The sequence below is a fragment of the Paenibacillus sp. 3LSP genome (assembly GCF_032465655.1).
GTDB classification, from domain to species: Bacteria; Bacillota; Bacilli; order Paenibacillales; family Paenibacillaceae; genus Fontibacillus; species Fontibacillus barengoltzii.
This window is the reverse complement of the sequence record NZ_JAWDJI010000229.1, coordinates 1-13,748: the sequence shown is the minus strand read 5'-3', so window position 1 is coordinate 13,748 and position 13,748 is coordinate 1. Positions and strand designations below refer to the sequence as shown.

The 13,748-nt window shown below is 53.2% G+C and carries 12 protein-coding genes; 9 read left to right on the top strand and 3 right to left on the bottom strand.

What is annotated here, in order from left to right; translation table 11 throughout:
- The first annotated feature begins 241 nt into the window (after positions 1-241).
- The 3 genes from RW092_RS19950 (at position 242) to pfkB (ending at position 3,474) form a co-directional block, all read left to right on the top strand.
- The gene (locus tag RW092_RS19950; RefSeq protein WP_316011073.1) at positions 242-1,591 is read left to right on the top strand and encodes a lytic polysaccharide monooxygenase; all 1,350 of its coding nucleotides are present in this window, start codon (positions 242-244) and stop codon (positions 1,589-1,591) included.
- 209 nt (positions 1,592-1,800) lie between these two features.
- On the top strand, positions 1,801-2,550 hold the full coding sequence (locus RW092_RS19945) for a DeoR/GlpR family DNA-binding transcription regulator (protein ID WP_016312785.1): 750 nt from the start codon (positions 1,801-1,803) through the stop codon (positions 2,548-2,550).
- Positions 2,551-2,556: 6 nt separating this feature from the next.
- Positions 2,557-3,474, top strand: a complete 918-nt coding sequence (gene pfkB / locus RW092_RS19940; protein WP_028538774.1) for a 1-phosphofructokinase — start codon at positions 2,557-2,559, stop codon at positions 3,472-3,474.
- Positions 3,475-3,534: 60 nt separating this feature from the next.
- Here the strand turns inward: pfkB and RW092_RS19935 are convergent, their stop codons facing one another.
- The gene (locus tag RW092_RS19935) at positions 3,535-4,236 is read right to left on the bottom strand and encodes a cupin domain-containing protein (RefSeq protein WP_036700008.1); all 702 of its coding nucleotides are present in this window, start codon (positions 4,234-4,236) and stop codon (positions 3,535-3,537) included.
- 177 nt (positions 4,237-4,413) lie between these two features.
- On the opposite strand from RW092_RS19935, the gene RW092_RS19930 reads away from it, so the two are divergent.
- Positions 4,414-4,635: a DUF2905 domain-containing protein gene (locus tag RW092_RS19930; RefSeq protein WP_016312782.1), complete on the top strand. Its 222-nt coding sequence runs from the start codon at positions 4,414-4,416 to the stop codon at positions 4,633-4,635.
- Between the two features lie 307 nt (positions 4,636-4,942).
- On the opposite strand, the gene shc is transcribed toward RW092_RS19930, so the two are convergent.
- On the bottom strand, positions 4,943-6,859 hold the full coding sequence (gene shc, locus RW092_RS19925) for a squalene--hopene cyclase (RefSeq protein WP_316011072.1): 1,917 nt from the start codon (positions 6,857-6,859) through the stop codon (positions 4,943-4,945).
- A 265-nt stretch (positions 6,860-7,124) separates the two neighbouring features.
- On the opposite strand from shc, the gene RW092_RS19920 reads away from it, so the two are divergent.
- Positions 7,125-8,294 carry an alanyl-tRNA editing protein gene (locus RW092_RS19920; RefSeq protein WP_127575777.1) on the top strand — a complete coding sequence of 390 codons (1,170 nt, stop codon included), beginning with the start codon at positions 7,125-7,127 and terminating at the stop codon, positions 8,292-8,294.
- Between the two features lie 14 nt (positions 8,295-8,308).
- Here the strand turns inward: RW092_RS19920 and RW092_RS19915 are convergent, their stop codons facing one another.
- Positions 8,309-9,202: a LysR family transcriptional regulator gene (locus tag RW092_RS19915; RefSeq protein ID WP_316011071.1), complete on the bottom strand. Its 894-nt coding sequence runs from the start codon at positions 9,200-9,202 to the stop codon at positions 8,309-8,311.
- A gap of 136 nt (positions 9,203-9,338) precedes the next feature.
- Between RW092_RS19915 and RW092_RS19910 the strand changes: the two genes are divergently transcribed.
- From RW092_RS19910 to RW092_RS19895, 4 genes are all read left to right on the top strand, one after another.
- Entirely contained in the window at positions 9,339-10,109 is a 771-nt protein-coding gene (locus tag RW092_RS19910; RefSeq protein ID WP_051416909.1) for a class I SAM-dependent methyltransferase, read from the top strand.
- Positions 10,110-10,303: 194 nt separating this feature from the next.
- Positions 10,304-11,281, top strand: coding sequence for a carbohydrate ABC transporter permease (locus tag RW092_RS19905; RefSeq protein ID WP_316011070.1), 978 nt, complete (start codon positions 10,304-10,306; stop codon positions 11,279-11,281).
- On the top strand, positions 11,278-12,102 hold the full coding sequence (locus RW092_RS19900) for a carbohydrate ABC transporter permease (RefSeq protein WP_085169864.1): 825 nt from the start codon (positions 11,278-11,280) through the stop codon (positions 12,100-12,102). The genes RW092_RS19905 and RW092_RS19900 overlap by 4 nt, the downstream gene beginning before the upstream one ends.
- 42 nt (positions 12,103-12,144) lie before the next feature.
- Positions 12,145-13,539 carry an ABC transporter substrate-binding protein gene (locus tag RW092_RS19895; RefSeq protein WP_316011069.1) on the top strand — a complete coding sequence of 465 codons (1,395 nt, stop codon included), beginning with the start codon at positions 12,145-12,147 and terminating at the stop codon, positions 13,537-13,539.
- Positions 13,540-13,748 lie beyond the last annotated feature (209 nt).

The following is a 13,748-nucleotide window of genomic DNA, read 5'->3' as shown; positions in this document are numbered from 1 at the left end:
AGTGCGATGGCGGGTTATCCACAGGCCTGAGTTATCCACATTCCGATTTCATGTTTAATTCCCTTCATGATCTTATGTGATACGCAGTTATGGTATAAGCTCCTTTGGGAGTTTATATAGACTTCCTTCAGAAAGGGGGGGCGTTTAGGGTTCCTGCAGAAGGTTGTAAAAGTGAGAATTTGAAATGCACAGCCAAGGATCAGACATAAGGCACATTTCCAATTTCAAAGGAGGGACAAGCATGACTTCAACACGGCTAGCACAATCGTTAGTTTTGAAGGCGCTTACTTCTTTGTTGGTCATGGTGATTGCTGGAATCGGAATGATCCTGTTATCGGAACAAGCTTCGGCTCACGGCTGGGTGGACGGGCCGGCAAGCCGGGCGATCTTGTGCAAAAACGGCCAGAATACGGACTGCGGTGCGATCGTATACGAGCCTCAGAGCTTGGAAGCGCCCAAGGGATTCCCGAATGCCGGACCAGCAGATGGGAAGATCGCGAGTGCTAATGGAGCCTTCCCTAAGCTGGATGAGCAATCGGCCAACCGATGGACCAAAGTGAACATTTCGGCCGGAACGAACACCTTCACCTGGAAATTTACCGCCCCCCATGCCACGGCAAACTGGAAATATTACATCACGAAACCGGGCTGGGACCCTAATGCCCCATTAACGCGCAATTCCTTTGATCTGACACCGTTCTGCACGGTGAACTATGGCGGGGTGCAGCCTCCGTTTACGTACTCGCATACGTGCAACGTCCCGGAGCGGACAGGGTACCATGTGATCCTGGCTGTCTGGGAGATCGAAGATACGGCGAACGCCTTCTACAACGTGATTGACGTCGATTTTGGCGGCGGCAACTCAGGAGACACGACCGCTCCGACGGCACCAACCGGGCTGGCGGCAACGGCCGTTACCTCGAACTCGGTTACGCTTAGCTGGAACGCCTCCAGTGATAACGTTGGCGTCACCGGCTACCGGGTTTATAATGGCAGCAACTTGGTAGGTACGGTGTCGGGATCCACGCTGAGCCATACTGTGACTGGGCTGAATGCGAACACGTCCTATACGTTTACCGTCAGGGCGGTGGATGGAGCGGGCAACAGCTCTTCGCCGAGCAACCCGGTGACCGTGACGACAAGCCCGGCCGTGAACGATACCCAGGCCCCTTCGGCTTCCGGTAACCTGCATGTTATGGGGACACCCACGTCCTCCAGTGTGACGTTAATGTGGAGCCCATCGACTGATAACGTGGGGGTCACAGGCTACCGAATTTATCGCGGATCCACCTTATCTGTAACCGTGTCTGGGACGGAGACCAGCTTTACGGTAACCGGACTCAGCGCAGCAACTTCCTATACGTTCACCGTTCGTGCAATTGACGCGGCCGGCAATGAATCTGCAGCCAGCAACACGGTGCAAGTGACGACAGCGTCGGCTCCTGCTGCGCAACCTTGGGCCCCAAATACCGCGTATGCGGTTGGGGAGTTGGTCAGCTACAACGGGGAGATCTACGAATGCCGTCAGGCTCATACTTCCCTGGTCGGCTGGGAGCCGCCGAATGTGCCGGCTTTGTGGCTGCTGAAATAATCTGAGACTCAAATCCCTCGGCTTTATTGCCGGGGGATTTTTTTCGCCGAATATTAGTTATCGGGGTTTGAACAGCGTTGGAGGACGAAAACAGCGTTCAAGTCCTGTGATGGTAAATGAAAGGATTTGATTGAAAATGAATGATTATGATAGAATATGATTGTTTTATGCTGAGGATATGAACCGATGGTGGAGTTGGGAGGGGAATGATGTTAACGGAAGAAAGGCATCGCCGGATTATGCGACGGTTGCAGGAGGCAGGTACGCTTAAGCTTCAGGAGCTATGCGTCATGCTTGAAGCGTCCGAATCCACCGTAAGGCGCGATTTGGCGGATTTGGAAGAACAGGGACTGCTTCGCCGGGTACATGGCGGCGCGACGCTCCCGATGATGCCCGGAGGTTTGGAGCCCGGGATGGCGGAGAAGTCTGCCGTCCATCTCCCGCAAAAACAGCAAATTGCTGAAGTTGCGTCGGGCTTGGTTCGCAGCGGGGAGGCGATCTATCTGGACGCGGGTACGACGACCTTGGCCATGATCCCTTATCTGCGCGGGAAATCGATCACCGTCGTGACGAACGGCTTACCGCAAGTGGAGGCGCTGCTTGAGGCAGACATTCCAGTGTACCTGCTTGGAGGTCTGGGCAAAAAACGCACGAAAGCCCTGGTCGGCAACCTAGCGCTGGAGCAGTTAACGCATTTTCGGTTTGACCGGTGTTTCCTTGGGGCGAATGGGGTTCATCCCGAGGCGGGGTATACGACGCCGGATCCAGAGGAAGCCGCATTAAAACGCCGTGCGAATGAGCAGTCCTCGCTCACCTATGTACTTGCCGATTCCAGCAAAATCGGGAATGTTGCTTTTGCCAAGATGTTCGAGCTGGAGCGGGCGGCCCTCATTACAGAGCAGGTTCCGGAACACTGGCGTAAGCCCATCTCGGAAATGACAAACCTAATTGGAGGATAATCCATGATGATTTACACACTTACTTTAAATCCTTCCATTGACTATATCGTGGAGGTTGACCGCCTACAGCTCGGCGGGCTCAATCGGATGAACCGAGACCTGAAGCTGCCCGGCGGGAAAGGGATTAACGTCTCGCGCATCCTCAAGCGGCTTGGGGCGGACACGACAGCTATGGGGTTCCTTGGCGGCTTCACTGGGGATTTTATTGAAGAAGCTTTGCATAATGAAGGGATTCCTGCTGATTTTGTACGCATTCGCGGCGGGGAGACCCGGATCAATATTAAGCTTAAGCATGGCGCTGAAACGGAGATTAACGGTACTGGCCCAGTTATCGCACCGGGAGAAGCCGATGCTTTGGTGGAGAAGCTGTCCGTTTTGAAGGAAGGTGATCTGGTTATTTTGGCGGGCAGCCTGCCTTCCTCGCTTCCTGCCGACTACTATGAGCAGCTGATCAAGATGTGCCAAAAGCAAGGAGCAAAGTTCGTCATCGATACCACAGGTGAACCGCTGCGCCGGGCGCTGCCTTACCACCCGCTGCTTGTGAAGCCAAACCATCATGAGCTAGCTGAGCTGTTTGGCGTCGTGATAGAGACACGGGAGCAGTTGATCGCATACGGCCGCAAGCTGCTAGAAGAAGGGGCGCAGCACGTATTGATTTCGATGGCTGCGGAAGGCGCACTGTTGATCGGTGATAACGAGGTCTTCCATGCGAATGTTCCGCCCGGCAAGGTGCGCAACTCCGTTGGTGCTGGCGATTCAATGATCGCCGGATTTACGGGGACGCTCGCCTTAGGGGGAGACTTCATGGAGGCGTTCCGGGCCGGCGTAGCCTCGGGCAGCGCTACCGCTTTCTCCGACGATTTGGCCGAGCGTTCACTGATCGAGGAGCTGCGGGCGAAGGTGAGTATTGAGAAGATTGGATAAGGAAACAAACAGAAGACCCCCAACCGCAGATTGGGGGTCTTGCCATTTACCGAAGTAGATTCAGGGTCCGTCGTGATACAAATGCGCCCAGCCGTTACCGATGACTTGCGGCCGGCGAGGATTGCCGTCGCTCTGTTGGTAAGGCCGCAGCCCGTAACCCTGATTATAAGGCGGATGATAAGTATGTGGCGTCGAAGTTTGCTGCGCTTGAGCTTGCGGGTTCGGTTGATGACAGCCCAACGGAGGACCGATGATTACCGATTGATTTAGAGGGGCGAACGCAGCTCTTACTTTTTCTACATCCAGACAATAAGTATGGGCGAACGCTTCAGGTGGAGTCAGCCGCAGCATATCGGAGGCGAGAATAAATTCTGGAATCGGTTGATCAAAAATCGCCAGAAACCGCGTCCCATCCATCGTCGCCGTGTCGTAATGCCACCACCCTTGCGGGATACTGGTCGCCCATCCGGGACGGGTGGGGTAATGCTTCAATTCTTTGGTGAATGGGTTGATGATTGAGACCACCACTTCACCCGAAAGGCAATACACTAGCTCTGAAGCGTTTTGGTGAATGTGCATTTCGACGACGTTGCCTTTGTCGAGGTAGGTATCAAAAAAAGACATATTCCCCAGCGTGTTTATCTGATGAATGGAAAGCATGTTGATGAAGTTCCGTTGATCTTTGCGGAAGGTTGTGTTCCGGTTAACGTCGTACGTGAACTGTGCGTTGGGTGATGTGAAATCCATATAAGAAACCGCCATGTTGTTCCCTGCCTTTCCTATGTATAGGCACTATTGCTTCTACAGAATATCTATGTTTGAGATCGGGTTGATATGTATGTTTTGGGGAATCTTATAGGAGCCCTCGGGTTTGCTTTTTCGGCAGACGGTTTGTATGATGAGGTCAAAACAGCATTTACATAAAAAGGAGACGGGTTCATGAGTAACGTTCCGAAAATACTGATCGTTACCGGTGCGGTTCTTATCGTGATTGGTTTGCTGTGGATGTTCTTGGGAAAGTTCCTGCAACTGGGGCGGCTTCCGGGGGATATTGCGGTTGAACGGGGCAATTTTCGGTTCTACTTCCCGATCGTGACGTGTATCGTGCTCAGCGTTGTGTTCTCTTTAATCATGGCTGTAATTCGGTGGTTTATGAAGTGACGCCTGGGGTCTCGCTGGTCAAGAGCTGGCTGCTCGCCGCTCTGTCTGCCCCTACCGCCGTCAATAGACTGCAAAAGTGCAGTTTTTTTCGGCCAAGTCGCCGAAGTAGAGGAAAAACCTGCAAAAGTGCAGGTTTTTTTGCTTGAAACAGTTGATTTGAGTTAAATCGCAAAAAATAACTGTATTTTCGCAGTTTTTCTTCGGCTGCAACGAATGAGGCGCGTTACTGGTAGCTGTTCTTCGTCTTAACGTCATTATACCTGGCAGAAGGGATCTTTGAACACTACTCAAGGGACAGTTCCATGAGCTAATGCGTACCGTCTCCATATTTGTTGACGTAATGCGATAAGGCCAAGAGCGGCCAGATATATCGATAGCTGTGATAATGCACGTAAAAATAACCCGGTAACCCGGCTCCCGTTGGATACGTGGAGGGCCAATCCTCCTCATACAACATCGCGATCAGCCGGGCAACGCCCCGTTCGATCTCGGGCGTTGGCTGATCATGGACGGCGATCAACGCATCAAGCGCCCAGGCGGTTTGGGACGGTATGCTGGCCTGAAGCGAAACGTACCGCCTCAACTGATCGCTGCGGCATGATTCGCCCCAGCCGCCGTCCGGGTTTTGGATGCGCCTCAGCCAATCCGCCGCCTTCGCGATCCCCGGATGATCGGCGGGCATGCCCACGGCCATCAGCCCGGTGAGCGCCGCCCAGGTTCCATAGATGTAGCATATCCCCCAGCGGCCATACCAAGAGCCGTCTTCCTCCTGATGGCTCAGCAACCAATCCGCTCCGCGGGCCACCCAATCCTGTCGAACGCTCAGCTTGGCGAAGTTGCCCAAAAACTCCAGCGTCCTTCCGGTCAAATCCGCTTCAGAAGGATCGATGGCTGCGGACTTTGCTCCTTCAATCGCCAGCCAAGTGAGCATCTCTTTGTTGGTGTTCTTTTCGAAGGCTGGCCAGCTGCCGTCGTTATTTTGCATCGACCAAACCCAGTTAAGCCCGCGGTTCCATGATTCTAATACCTCACAATCGTCGGCATGAAAGGCGGACAAGGCGCGGAGGGCGGCGGTGGTGTCGTCGACGTCAGGGACGAACGTATTCGTCTCGGAGAACCCCCAGCCTCCGGGGACGATGCCCGGATTATGAATCTGCCAATCGCCAGGGCGGTGATGCTGGCGCTCACGCAGGTAATCGGCGGCTCGTTGGATGGCCGGATGAGTAGGTGAAACCCCTGCTTTTTGCAAAGCATAGGAAATCAACGCGGTATCCCATACGGTAGAGGGAGAGTTCTGGATCGTGACATAGCGTGTTCCCCCTTGGCCACCGCGGTCCACCGCAAACTTCATCTGAGATAACCCTTCTACCGCACGCTGGATCACCGGATGCTGCGGCTCGTATCCCAGCGCCAGCAAAGCGAACACCATCAGCACCGTACAGCTGGCGTACGTGTACAGCGTCCCATCGCTTTCAATTCGATCCAGCATATATTGCTCAGCCCGGTTAACGGCGGCATGGCGGATACGTTGCGGCGTACCTACCAAATGCGCCAAGGCCGATTGGATGAGCTTCAGCGGTTCCCGGCTTTCTGGAGTAAGCGTGAGCGGGTCTTCCTCTTCGCTGCGCGCGTCGAGAAACAGCTCGCTTAAATCCGGCGTTCGCTTTGACCGGGCGCGAAAATTCCGATCGGCCATGATCAGCAGCGGTACGAGATGCACCCGCGAATATCCGGAGAAATCATAAAAGTTCAGAGGTAACGATTCAGGCAATAGCAGGATTTCGATGGGGATGAGCGATAAGGAGGTCGGCCAATCTCTCTGTCCGGTGGCGGCCAGAATGGCTTTGGTGAGCAGGCTTCCGGCGTGCCCAATGCCGCCCCGGTCCAGGATATAACGTTTCGCCCGTTGAATCGGTTCGTCTTCCGGCTTGCTGTACCCGGAGTACAGCAAAGCGTAATAAGCCTCAACCGTAGCGGACAAGTGGCCTTCCTTGTCGTCATGGTACCAACGCCAGCAGCCTTCTGGTTCCTGGGCCGCAAGGATGCGATCGTGCAGCTGTCGGATCAAATCTTCTTTGTCAATGTTTAACGTACGAAAAAGAATGATTGTGCAAGCATCAATCGAGATGCCGTTTTCGAAGCAAAAGCGCCACGTTCCGTCCAACTCCTGCCGCTCGATCAGTTCCTCGGTTAACCGTTGGATTTCTCCCCGGATCTCGCCCATGTACTGTGCGATCCTTGCTCCCTCCCTCGACCTGTCACCTCATTATATGAGCGGGCAAGGGTGGGCATGATGCATTCATGAGCAGCCGTTCCTCGATGGACCCGGACGATCCGCGCCTCAACGGCGACAAGCGAGCTTGGTTCTTCGAACAGACAAGATCACGAAATGGTGTAAAGTCCGGCGATTATTCGGTATAGTAGATGGAAGAAGTTTGGTGATGAGGATCCAAAATTGAACGTTACCTAAAAAGAGAGGGAACCAAGCGATGACGACAAGACTATATTTCGACGATGCCTATTTGACCCATTGGACCACCCGCATCAAGGACAAGCTGGAGCGGGAGGATGGCATTTACGTTGTTCTGGAAGAGAGCGCCTTCTATCCCCATGGAGGCGGTCAGCCCAACGATACCGGACGGATTGGCGGGATTCCGGTTCTGGATGTGATCAGTGAGGGCGATGTCGTGTTGCATAAGGTGGAGCGTTTCCCAGAGGAGGCCGAAGTACGCTGTGAAATCGACTGGGATCGCCGGTTTGACCACATGCAGCAACATAGTGGGCAGCATTTGCTATCCGCGGTTTGTCGCGAGCTGTATGAAGCGATCACCGTGAGCTTTCATCTGGGTGAAGATTATTGCACCATTGATGTAGAACGTCCCGAACTGTCTGCGGAACAGCTGGAGGCGATTGAACGTGAAGCGAACCGTCATATATATTTGAATCACAAGATCTCCAGCTACTTCGTTACCCAGGAGGAGGCGTCCCGACTGCCGCTGGTGAAGCCTCCGAAGGCGGTGGACCGCGTCCGCATCGTGGAGATGGAAGACGTGGAGTACAACGGTTGTGGAGGTACGCATGTGGCGGCGACCGGTGCGATCGGGATGATTAAACTGCTGAAGACCGAGAAGCAGAAGGGGAATGTTCGGATCTTTTTCAAATGTGGGTACCGGGCCCTCAGAGAGTTTCAGGAGCAGCAACACATTTTAGCAACCATTACCGCCAAATTAAAAACAGGTCGGGACAGCATTCTGGAGCGCCTCGACAAATGGGAAGATGAGCAGAAGCGGTTGCAACGGGAGTACGATACGTTAAAAGAAGCGATGGACGAAGTAACCGTAAGTGAGCTGCTGGAGAAGCGCGAAGGCGGGATCATTGCGCAAATCTATGCGGACAAGTCCTTGAAGGATTTGCAAAGCCTTGCCCAAAAGCTGACGGCCCAAACTGATGCAGCGGTCCTGCTGGCCACGGAAGCGGAACAGAAGGTGGTGCTGGCCCATAACGGCAGCCTATCGCTGTCCTGCGGAGCCTTCTTCAAGGAGCATCTCTCTGCTTATGGAGGCAAAGGCGGCGGCAGCGACAAGCTGGCACAGGCCGGCTTCAGCAGTTGGGCGGATGCGCTGGCTTTTTATGAGTTTGTGAAGCAGACTGTATCGTGAAAAAATATCGGGCGTCATCCATGCGGATGCTCACGGATCAAATCGACAAAACGTTGGACCGCTGGAGACAGCGGTTCATTTTTTCGCGTATAGACCGAGATCGTATTCATCAGGTCTACGCCATCCACGAAGACGCGGCTCAGTAGTCCGCGCTCCACGTATTCCCTCACCACCAGCGCCGAAACGAAGCTGGCCCCGTACCCGGCAATCACCGCCTGGACGGTTTCGTTTAACCCGTTAAATTGCAAGGCGATGCGCGGCGCCTGTGCATTGTAGGTCCGGCATAATGCCATAAACCGCTCCCGTGTGGAGCTGCCGATCTCCCGCATGACAAAAGGTTCCCTGACCATGTCGTGGAGGGAGACGCGCTGTCCCGCATACCGATGTTTCGGGGAGACGACAAACCACAATTCGTCCCGGAACATTTCCTCTGCATGAACCGATTCAGGGTAGGTTTCTGGCAATCCGCCGTAGATCGCCAAATCCACCTCCAAATTCAGCAGTTGCTTTAGCGCATCCGTCGAATTTGTCGTGTTGATGCTCATCTCCACATGCTCGTATTGCGATTTAAATTTCGCGATCCAAGTCGGGACGAGGAAATGCGCGGGCAAATAAGTGGCTGCCAGCCGGATATGCCCCAGATCCCCCATTTTATAATCTTGCAAAAACTGCTCGATCTGCTGCTCTACCGCAAAGAGGCGTCGGCTGTAGGTAAACAGCTTGTCCCCGACGTCGGTTAAGGCGATGCCGCGTCCTTGCGCTTTCAGCAGGGGCAGTCCCAGTTCCTTTTCCAGCTTACGGATCTGGGCGGAGATGGCCGGCTGGCTGATGTTTAACAGCTCCGACGCGCGCGTCACACTGCCTGTCTCCGCAATGACGTGGAACAACCGCAAGGCGTGTAAGTTCATTCCACTTAAGCCCCTTTCAATTCATAACTTATATCTATGATTTACTTATAAAGATATATTATATTTATGGGTCTAAATCAACTACAATGTCCTCAGCAGGAAATATAATCGTATGCCAAAAGGAGCTGAGGCAGGGATGAACCTGGAAAAACTCGTTTATGATTACGATCAACAGGGGACAAATTACGCTGGATATCGGCGGACTGATCCGCGTATTGCGCGGTATGTGTTCGAGGCGTTGGGGGATGCCCAAACGATCATCAACGTGGGCGCTGGAACCGGGTCCTATGAGCCGAAGGACCGGTATGTCGTCGCAGTAGAACCTTCCGCAACGATGCGCAGTCAGCGGAGGGCGCGCGGAGCAGTTCCGGCCGTCAACGCCTGGGCAGATGCGCTGCCTTTTGATGATCAGGCTTTTGATGCAGGGATGGCGATGGTCACTGTCCACCATTGGCCTGATTTTCGCCATGGCCTTCAGGAGCTGAGAAGGGTGACGCGGGGGAACGTCATCGTCTTGACCTTTGATCCGGATGCACTCGATTCGTTCTGGACGGCTGAGTATTTTCCGGAGCTGATCGAAGCCGAGCGGCGGCGTTATCCGAAACCGCAGGACATTCTTGAAGCGCTGGGAGAGGGAGGGCAGATCATTCCGTTGCCCATTCCACTGGATTGTATTGATGGATTCCAGGAAGCTTTCTACGGCCGTCCGGAAGCGTTCCTGATCCCCGAGGTACGTCAGGCCCAGTCAGCATGGGGCTTCTTGGCGGAAGGCGTGGAGGAGCGCCTGGTTCAGCGTTTGGCCGATGCTTTGAAATCCGGGGAATGGGACCGCAAATACGGGCACTATCGGAACATGCCAACCATGACAGGGTCACTCCGGCTGATCGTCAGCGAATCCGAAGCATGAAGATAAAGTCCACATTCTTATAAGCTGTCTTCACCGCATACGCGTGGGAGGCGGCTTTTTTGCGTTTCTTTTACTGTGCGATGACGATTTTGACACTCCATTGATCCATGGCTAACGTTCCGGTGACATCCAAGCTATACACTAGCAGAGGAATTTGAACATCTCAACCTTCATAAAAAAAGGAGGCTTTCCTCATGAGCGAGCTGGATCACCAGGTGAGTCTGCCATCAAGGGGCCAATCCGTAGCATCGGCTTCTGCAGCGACTCGTCGACCTGCCCGCGCCGCAACCTTAAGACAACAGAACATTCGAGAACATGCGCTGGCCTATACGTTTCTGGCTCCGTCGTTGCTCCTGTTTGTCGTGTTTTTGTTCTACCCGCTGCTAAAGTCGGTGTACTTGAGCTTACACAGCATGGACCCGACTGGTCGAATCGCCTCATTTGTTGGCTTCGACAATTTTACCAGCCTTTTTGCCTCCGGCTTATTTGTCAGCGGGATGAAGGTGACAGCGCTCTTTGCCTTATTCACCGTGCCAACCGGAATGCTGATCGCGCTGGTGCTCGCAGCATTCACGCATCATCTTCGACGGGGGAGACGGTTTTTCCAATTCGCCTACTCGCTGCCGTTGGTACTCTCCGTTGGTTCAGCGGCGGTCATTTGGAAGTTTCTGTTTCACCCTACTTTAGGTATGCTTAACTACTTACTTGGCTTGGCCGGCGTGGGTCCGGTACCTTGGCTGATCAGCCCGGACTGGGCTTTGTGGTCCGTGTCGCTGATGACGGTCTGGATGAACTTGGGCTTTAATTACATCATCCTGTCCAGCGGGATGCAGGGAGTTCCCGACGAGCTGTACGAAAGTGCCAAGATCGATGGAGCTGGACCGATGACAACGTTTCGCAAAATTACGCTGCCGCTTCTGTCGCCCACGTTATTTTTCCTGTTGGTGGTGTCCATCATCAGTGCATTCCAATCGTTTGGGCAGATCAACATTCTGACATCGGGCGGGCCGATGAACCGGACGAACGTCTTCGTCTACACGATCTACCAAGAAGCCTTCGTCAACTTCCGGTTTGGTACGGGCAGTGCCCAAGCGCTTCTACTCTTCCTGGTCATTCTGCTATTGACCTTGATTCAGTTCAAATGGGTAGAAAGGAAAGTCCACTATCAATGAACAAGCTGACCTTTAACCAAATCATTGTGTTGTTGTTCATGACCGTAGCTGCAGTTCTCGTCCTTTATCCTATCGTTTACAGCCTGTTTATGTCCGTCATGACGCCGCAGGAAGCCAGCGCCTATCCACCGCATCTGGTGCCGCATTCGCTGCATTTGAGCAACTTTGCCGAGGTGCTACAGATCGTTCCGATTGCCTTGTTTATCGGGAACACCTTTCTGGTCTCCGGGATTGTGATGCTTGGACAATTGATCACCGCCAGCTTGGCAGCCTATGCCTTCGCCAAGATGGAATTCAAGGGCAAAGGCTTGATGTTCAGCTTATTTGTCGCCACGATGATGGTTCCTTGGGAAGTAACGATGATCCCCAATTATTTAACGGTACGCAGCCTGAATTGGTTGGACAGTTACCAGGGGTTAATGGTGCCGTTTTTGGCCACTGCCTTTGGGACGTTTCTGCTTCGCCAGTTTTTCCTGCAGCTGCCGAAGGAGCTGTTCGAGGCGGCGAAAATCGATGGCTGCGGGCATGTCCGTTACTTTCTGTTTCATGTGCTTCCGCTTTCAAGACCGGCGCTTGGAACGCTGGCGGTGTACTCTTTTTTGAATATGTACAACAGTTACTTATGGCCGCTTCTGATCACTAACAGCAAATCGATGCGCACGGTGCAGATCGGCATCTCCATGCTGGAATTTCAGGAGACAACCTCTTGGAATCTCGTATTCGCAGGGATTACGTTAGTCATTCTACCGTCCCTGCTGTTACTGGTGTTTGGACTTAAGCAACTCGTTCGCGGGATGGCGGCCGGAGCGTTGAAAGGCTAAGAAATTTTCAAAAATCATTTTACGTAGGGAGAGGTACGAACGATGAAAAGGTTTCGCTTCAAAAGCATGCTGCTGGTGATGGCAGCGTTGATGGTCGTTATTGCCGGGTGCGGCGGGAATGGGAATGACGCAGGAAGCAGTGCGGCAACCGGGGGAACCAATACCCGCAGCGACAATTCGGCAAGCGCCAGCTCGGGGAAGAAGCCGATTCACCTGACCTGGTGGCACTCGATGTCAGGGGCGAATGAGAAGGCTATTAACGAGCTCGTCTCGGATTTTAATGCGAGCCAATCCGATATTGAAGTGGAAGCTGTGTTCCAAGGAAGTTACGATGAGAGCTTAAATAAGCTGAAAGCTTCGATGGGCTCGAACAGCGGCCCAGACTTGATCCAGGTGTACGAGATCGGCAGCAAATTTATGATCGACTCCAAGGCGATCACACCGGTGCAGAAGTTTATTGATGAAGACGGCTATGATCTCTCGCAGTTAGAACCTAACATTATTCGTTATTACACGATCGGCGGCCAGTTAAATGCTATGCCGTTTAATACGTCGAACCCGATACTTTACTACAACAAGGATGCCTTCAAAGCCGCAGGTCTGGATCCGGAAAATCCACCGAAAACGTTTGAGGAGTTTGAAGCGGCAGCTACCGCGTTGAGCAAGAAGGGGCAACCGGGCGCTGCGATCGCTGTTTATGCTTGGCTTATCGAGCAGTGGTTTGCCAGCCAAAATGCCGATTACGTGAATAATGGCAACGGACGTGAAGCGGATGCCACCGAGTCGCTGCTCGCATCGGAGGCGGGGGTGAACATTCTGGAGTGGTGGAAAAGAATGGTGGACAACGGAGTTGTCGCTAATTTGGGCCGCAAAACCGATGACACGGACGCTGCCTTTGCTGCAGGCCAAGTGGCGATGACCTTAAATTCAACGGCGGCACTGCGTAACATCGTAGGAGCGGTTGGCGACAAATTCGAAGTAGGCACTGCCTTCCTGCCAAGACCCGCCAGCGCCAAAGAAGGCGGCGTGATCGTTGGGGGCGCAAGCTTGTATATCATGAACAACAAATCGGAAGAAGAGCAAAAAGCGGCATGGGAGTTTATCAAATACGTAACCTCTCCGGCTGCGCAGGCGAAATGGAGCGTAAACACCGGCTACTTCCCGATCACGAAAGCGGCTTACGACGAGCAAGTGTTGAAGGATAATATGGCGAAATATCCGCAGTTCCAAACCGCTGTTGATCAGCTGCATGCGTCGACGGAATCTACGGCGACCTCCGGTGCGCTGATGGGCGTCTTCCCGGAAGCGCGTCAATTCGTGGAAGGTGCGATCGAGGAAGTGCTGAACGGACAAAAATCGCCGAAGCAAGCATTGGAAGACGCCGCCAAGCAAATTACCGAGAAGATCAAGCAGTATAATGCGACGGTGCAGAAGTAACTTTATATTTTAGAAAGAGAGCCGGGAGATTGTCCCGGCTTTTTAACTTGGGATATTTAACTGTAAATCCTAACGTTAATTTCGAAGGTATTCCCCATCTGCGAAGAATAACAGTAAAACCTGCCGTTAATTTTGGGGAAAAGCGCACTATCGCCACTAGCCTTGCATCTAAAGTGACATGGTATTCAATTAATTGTTAATCTTGGTTG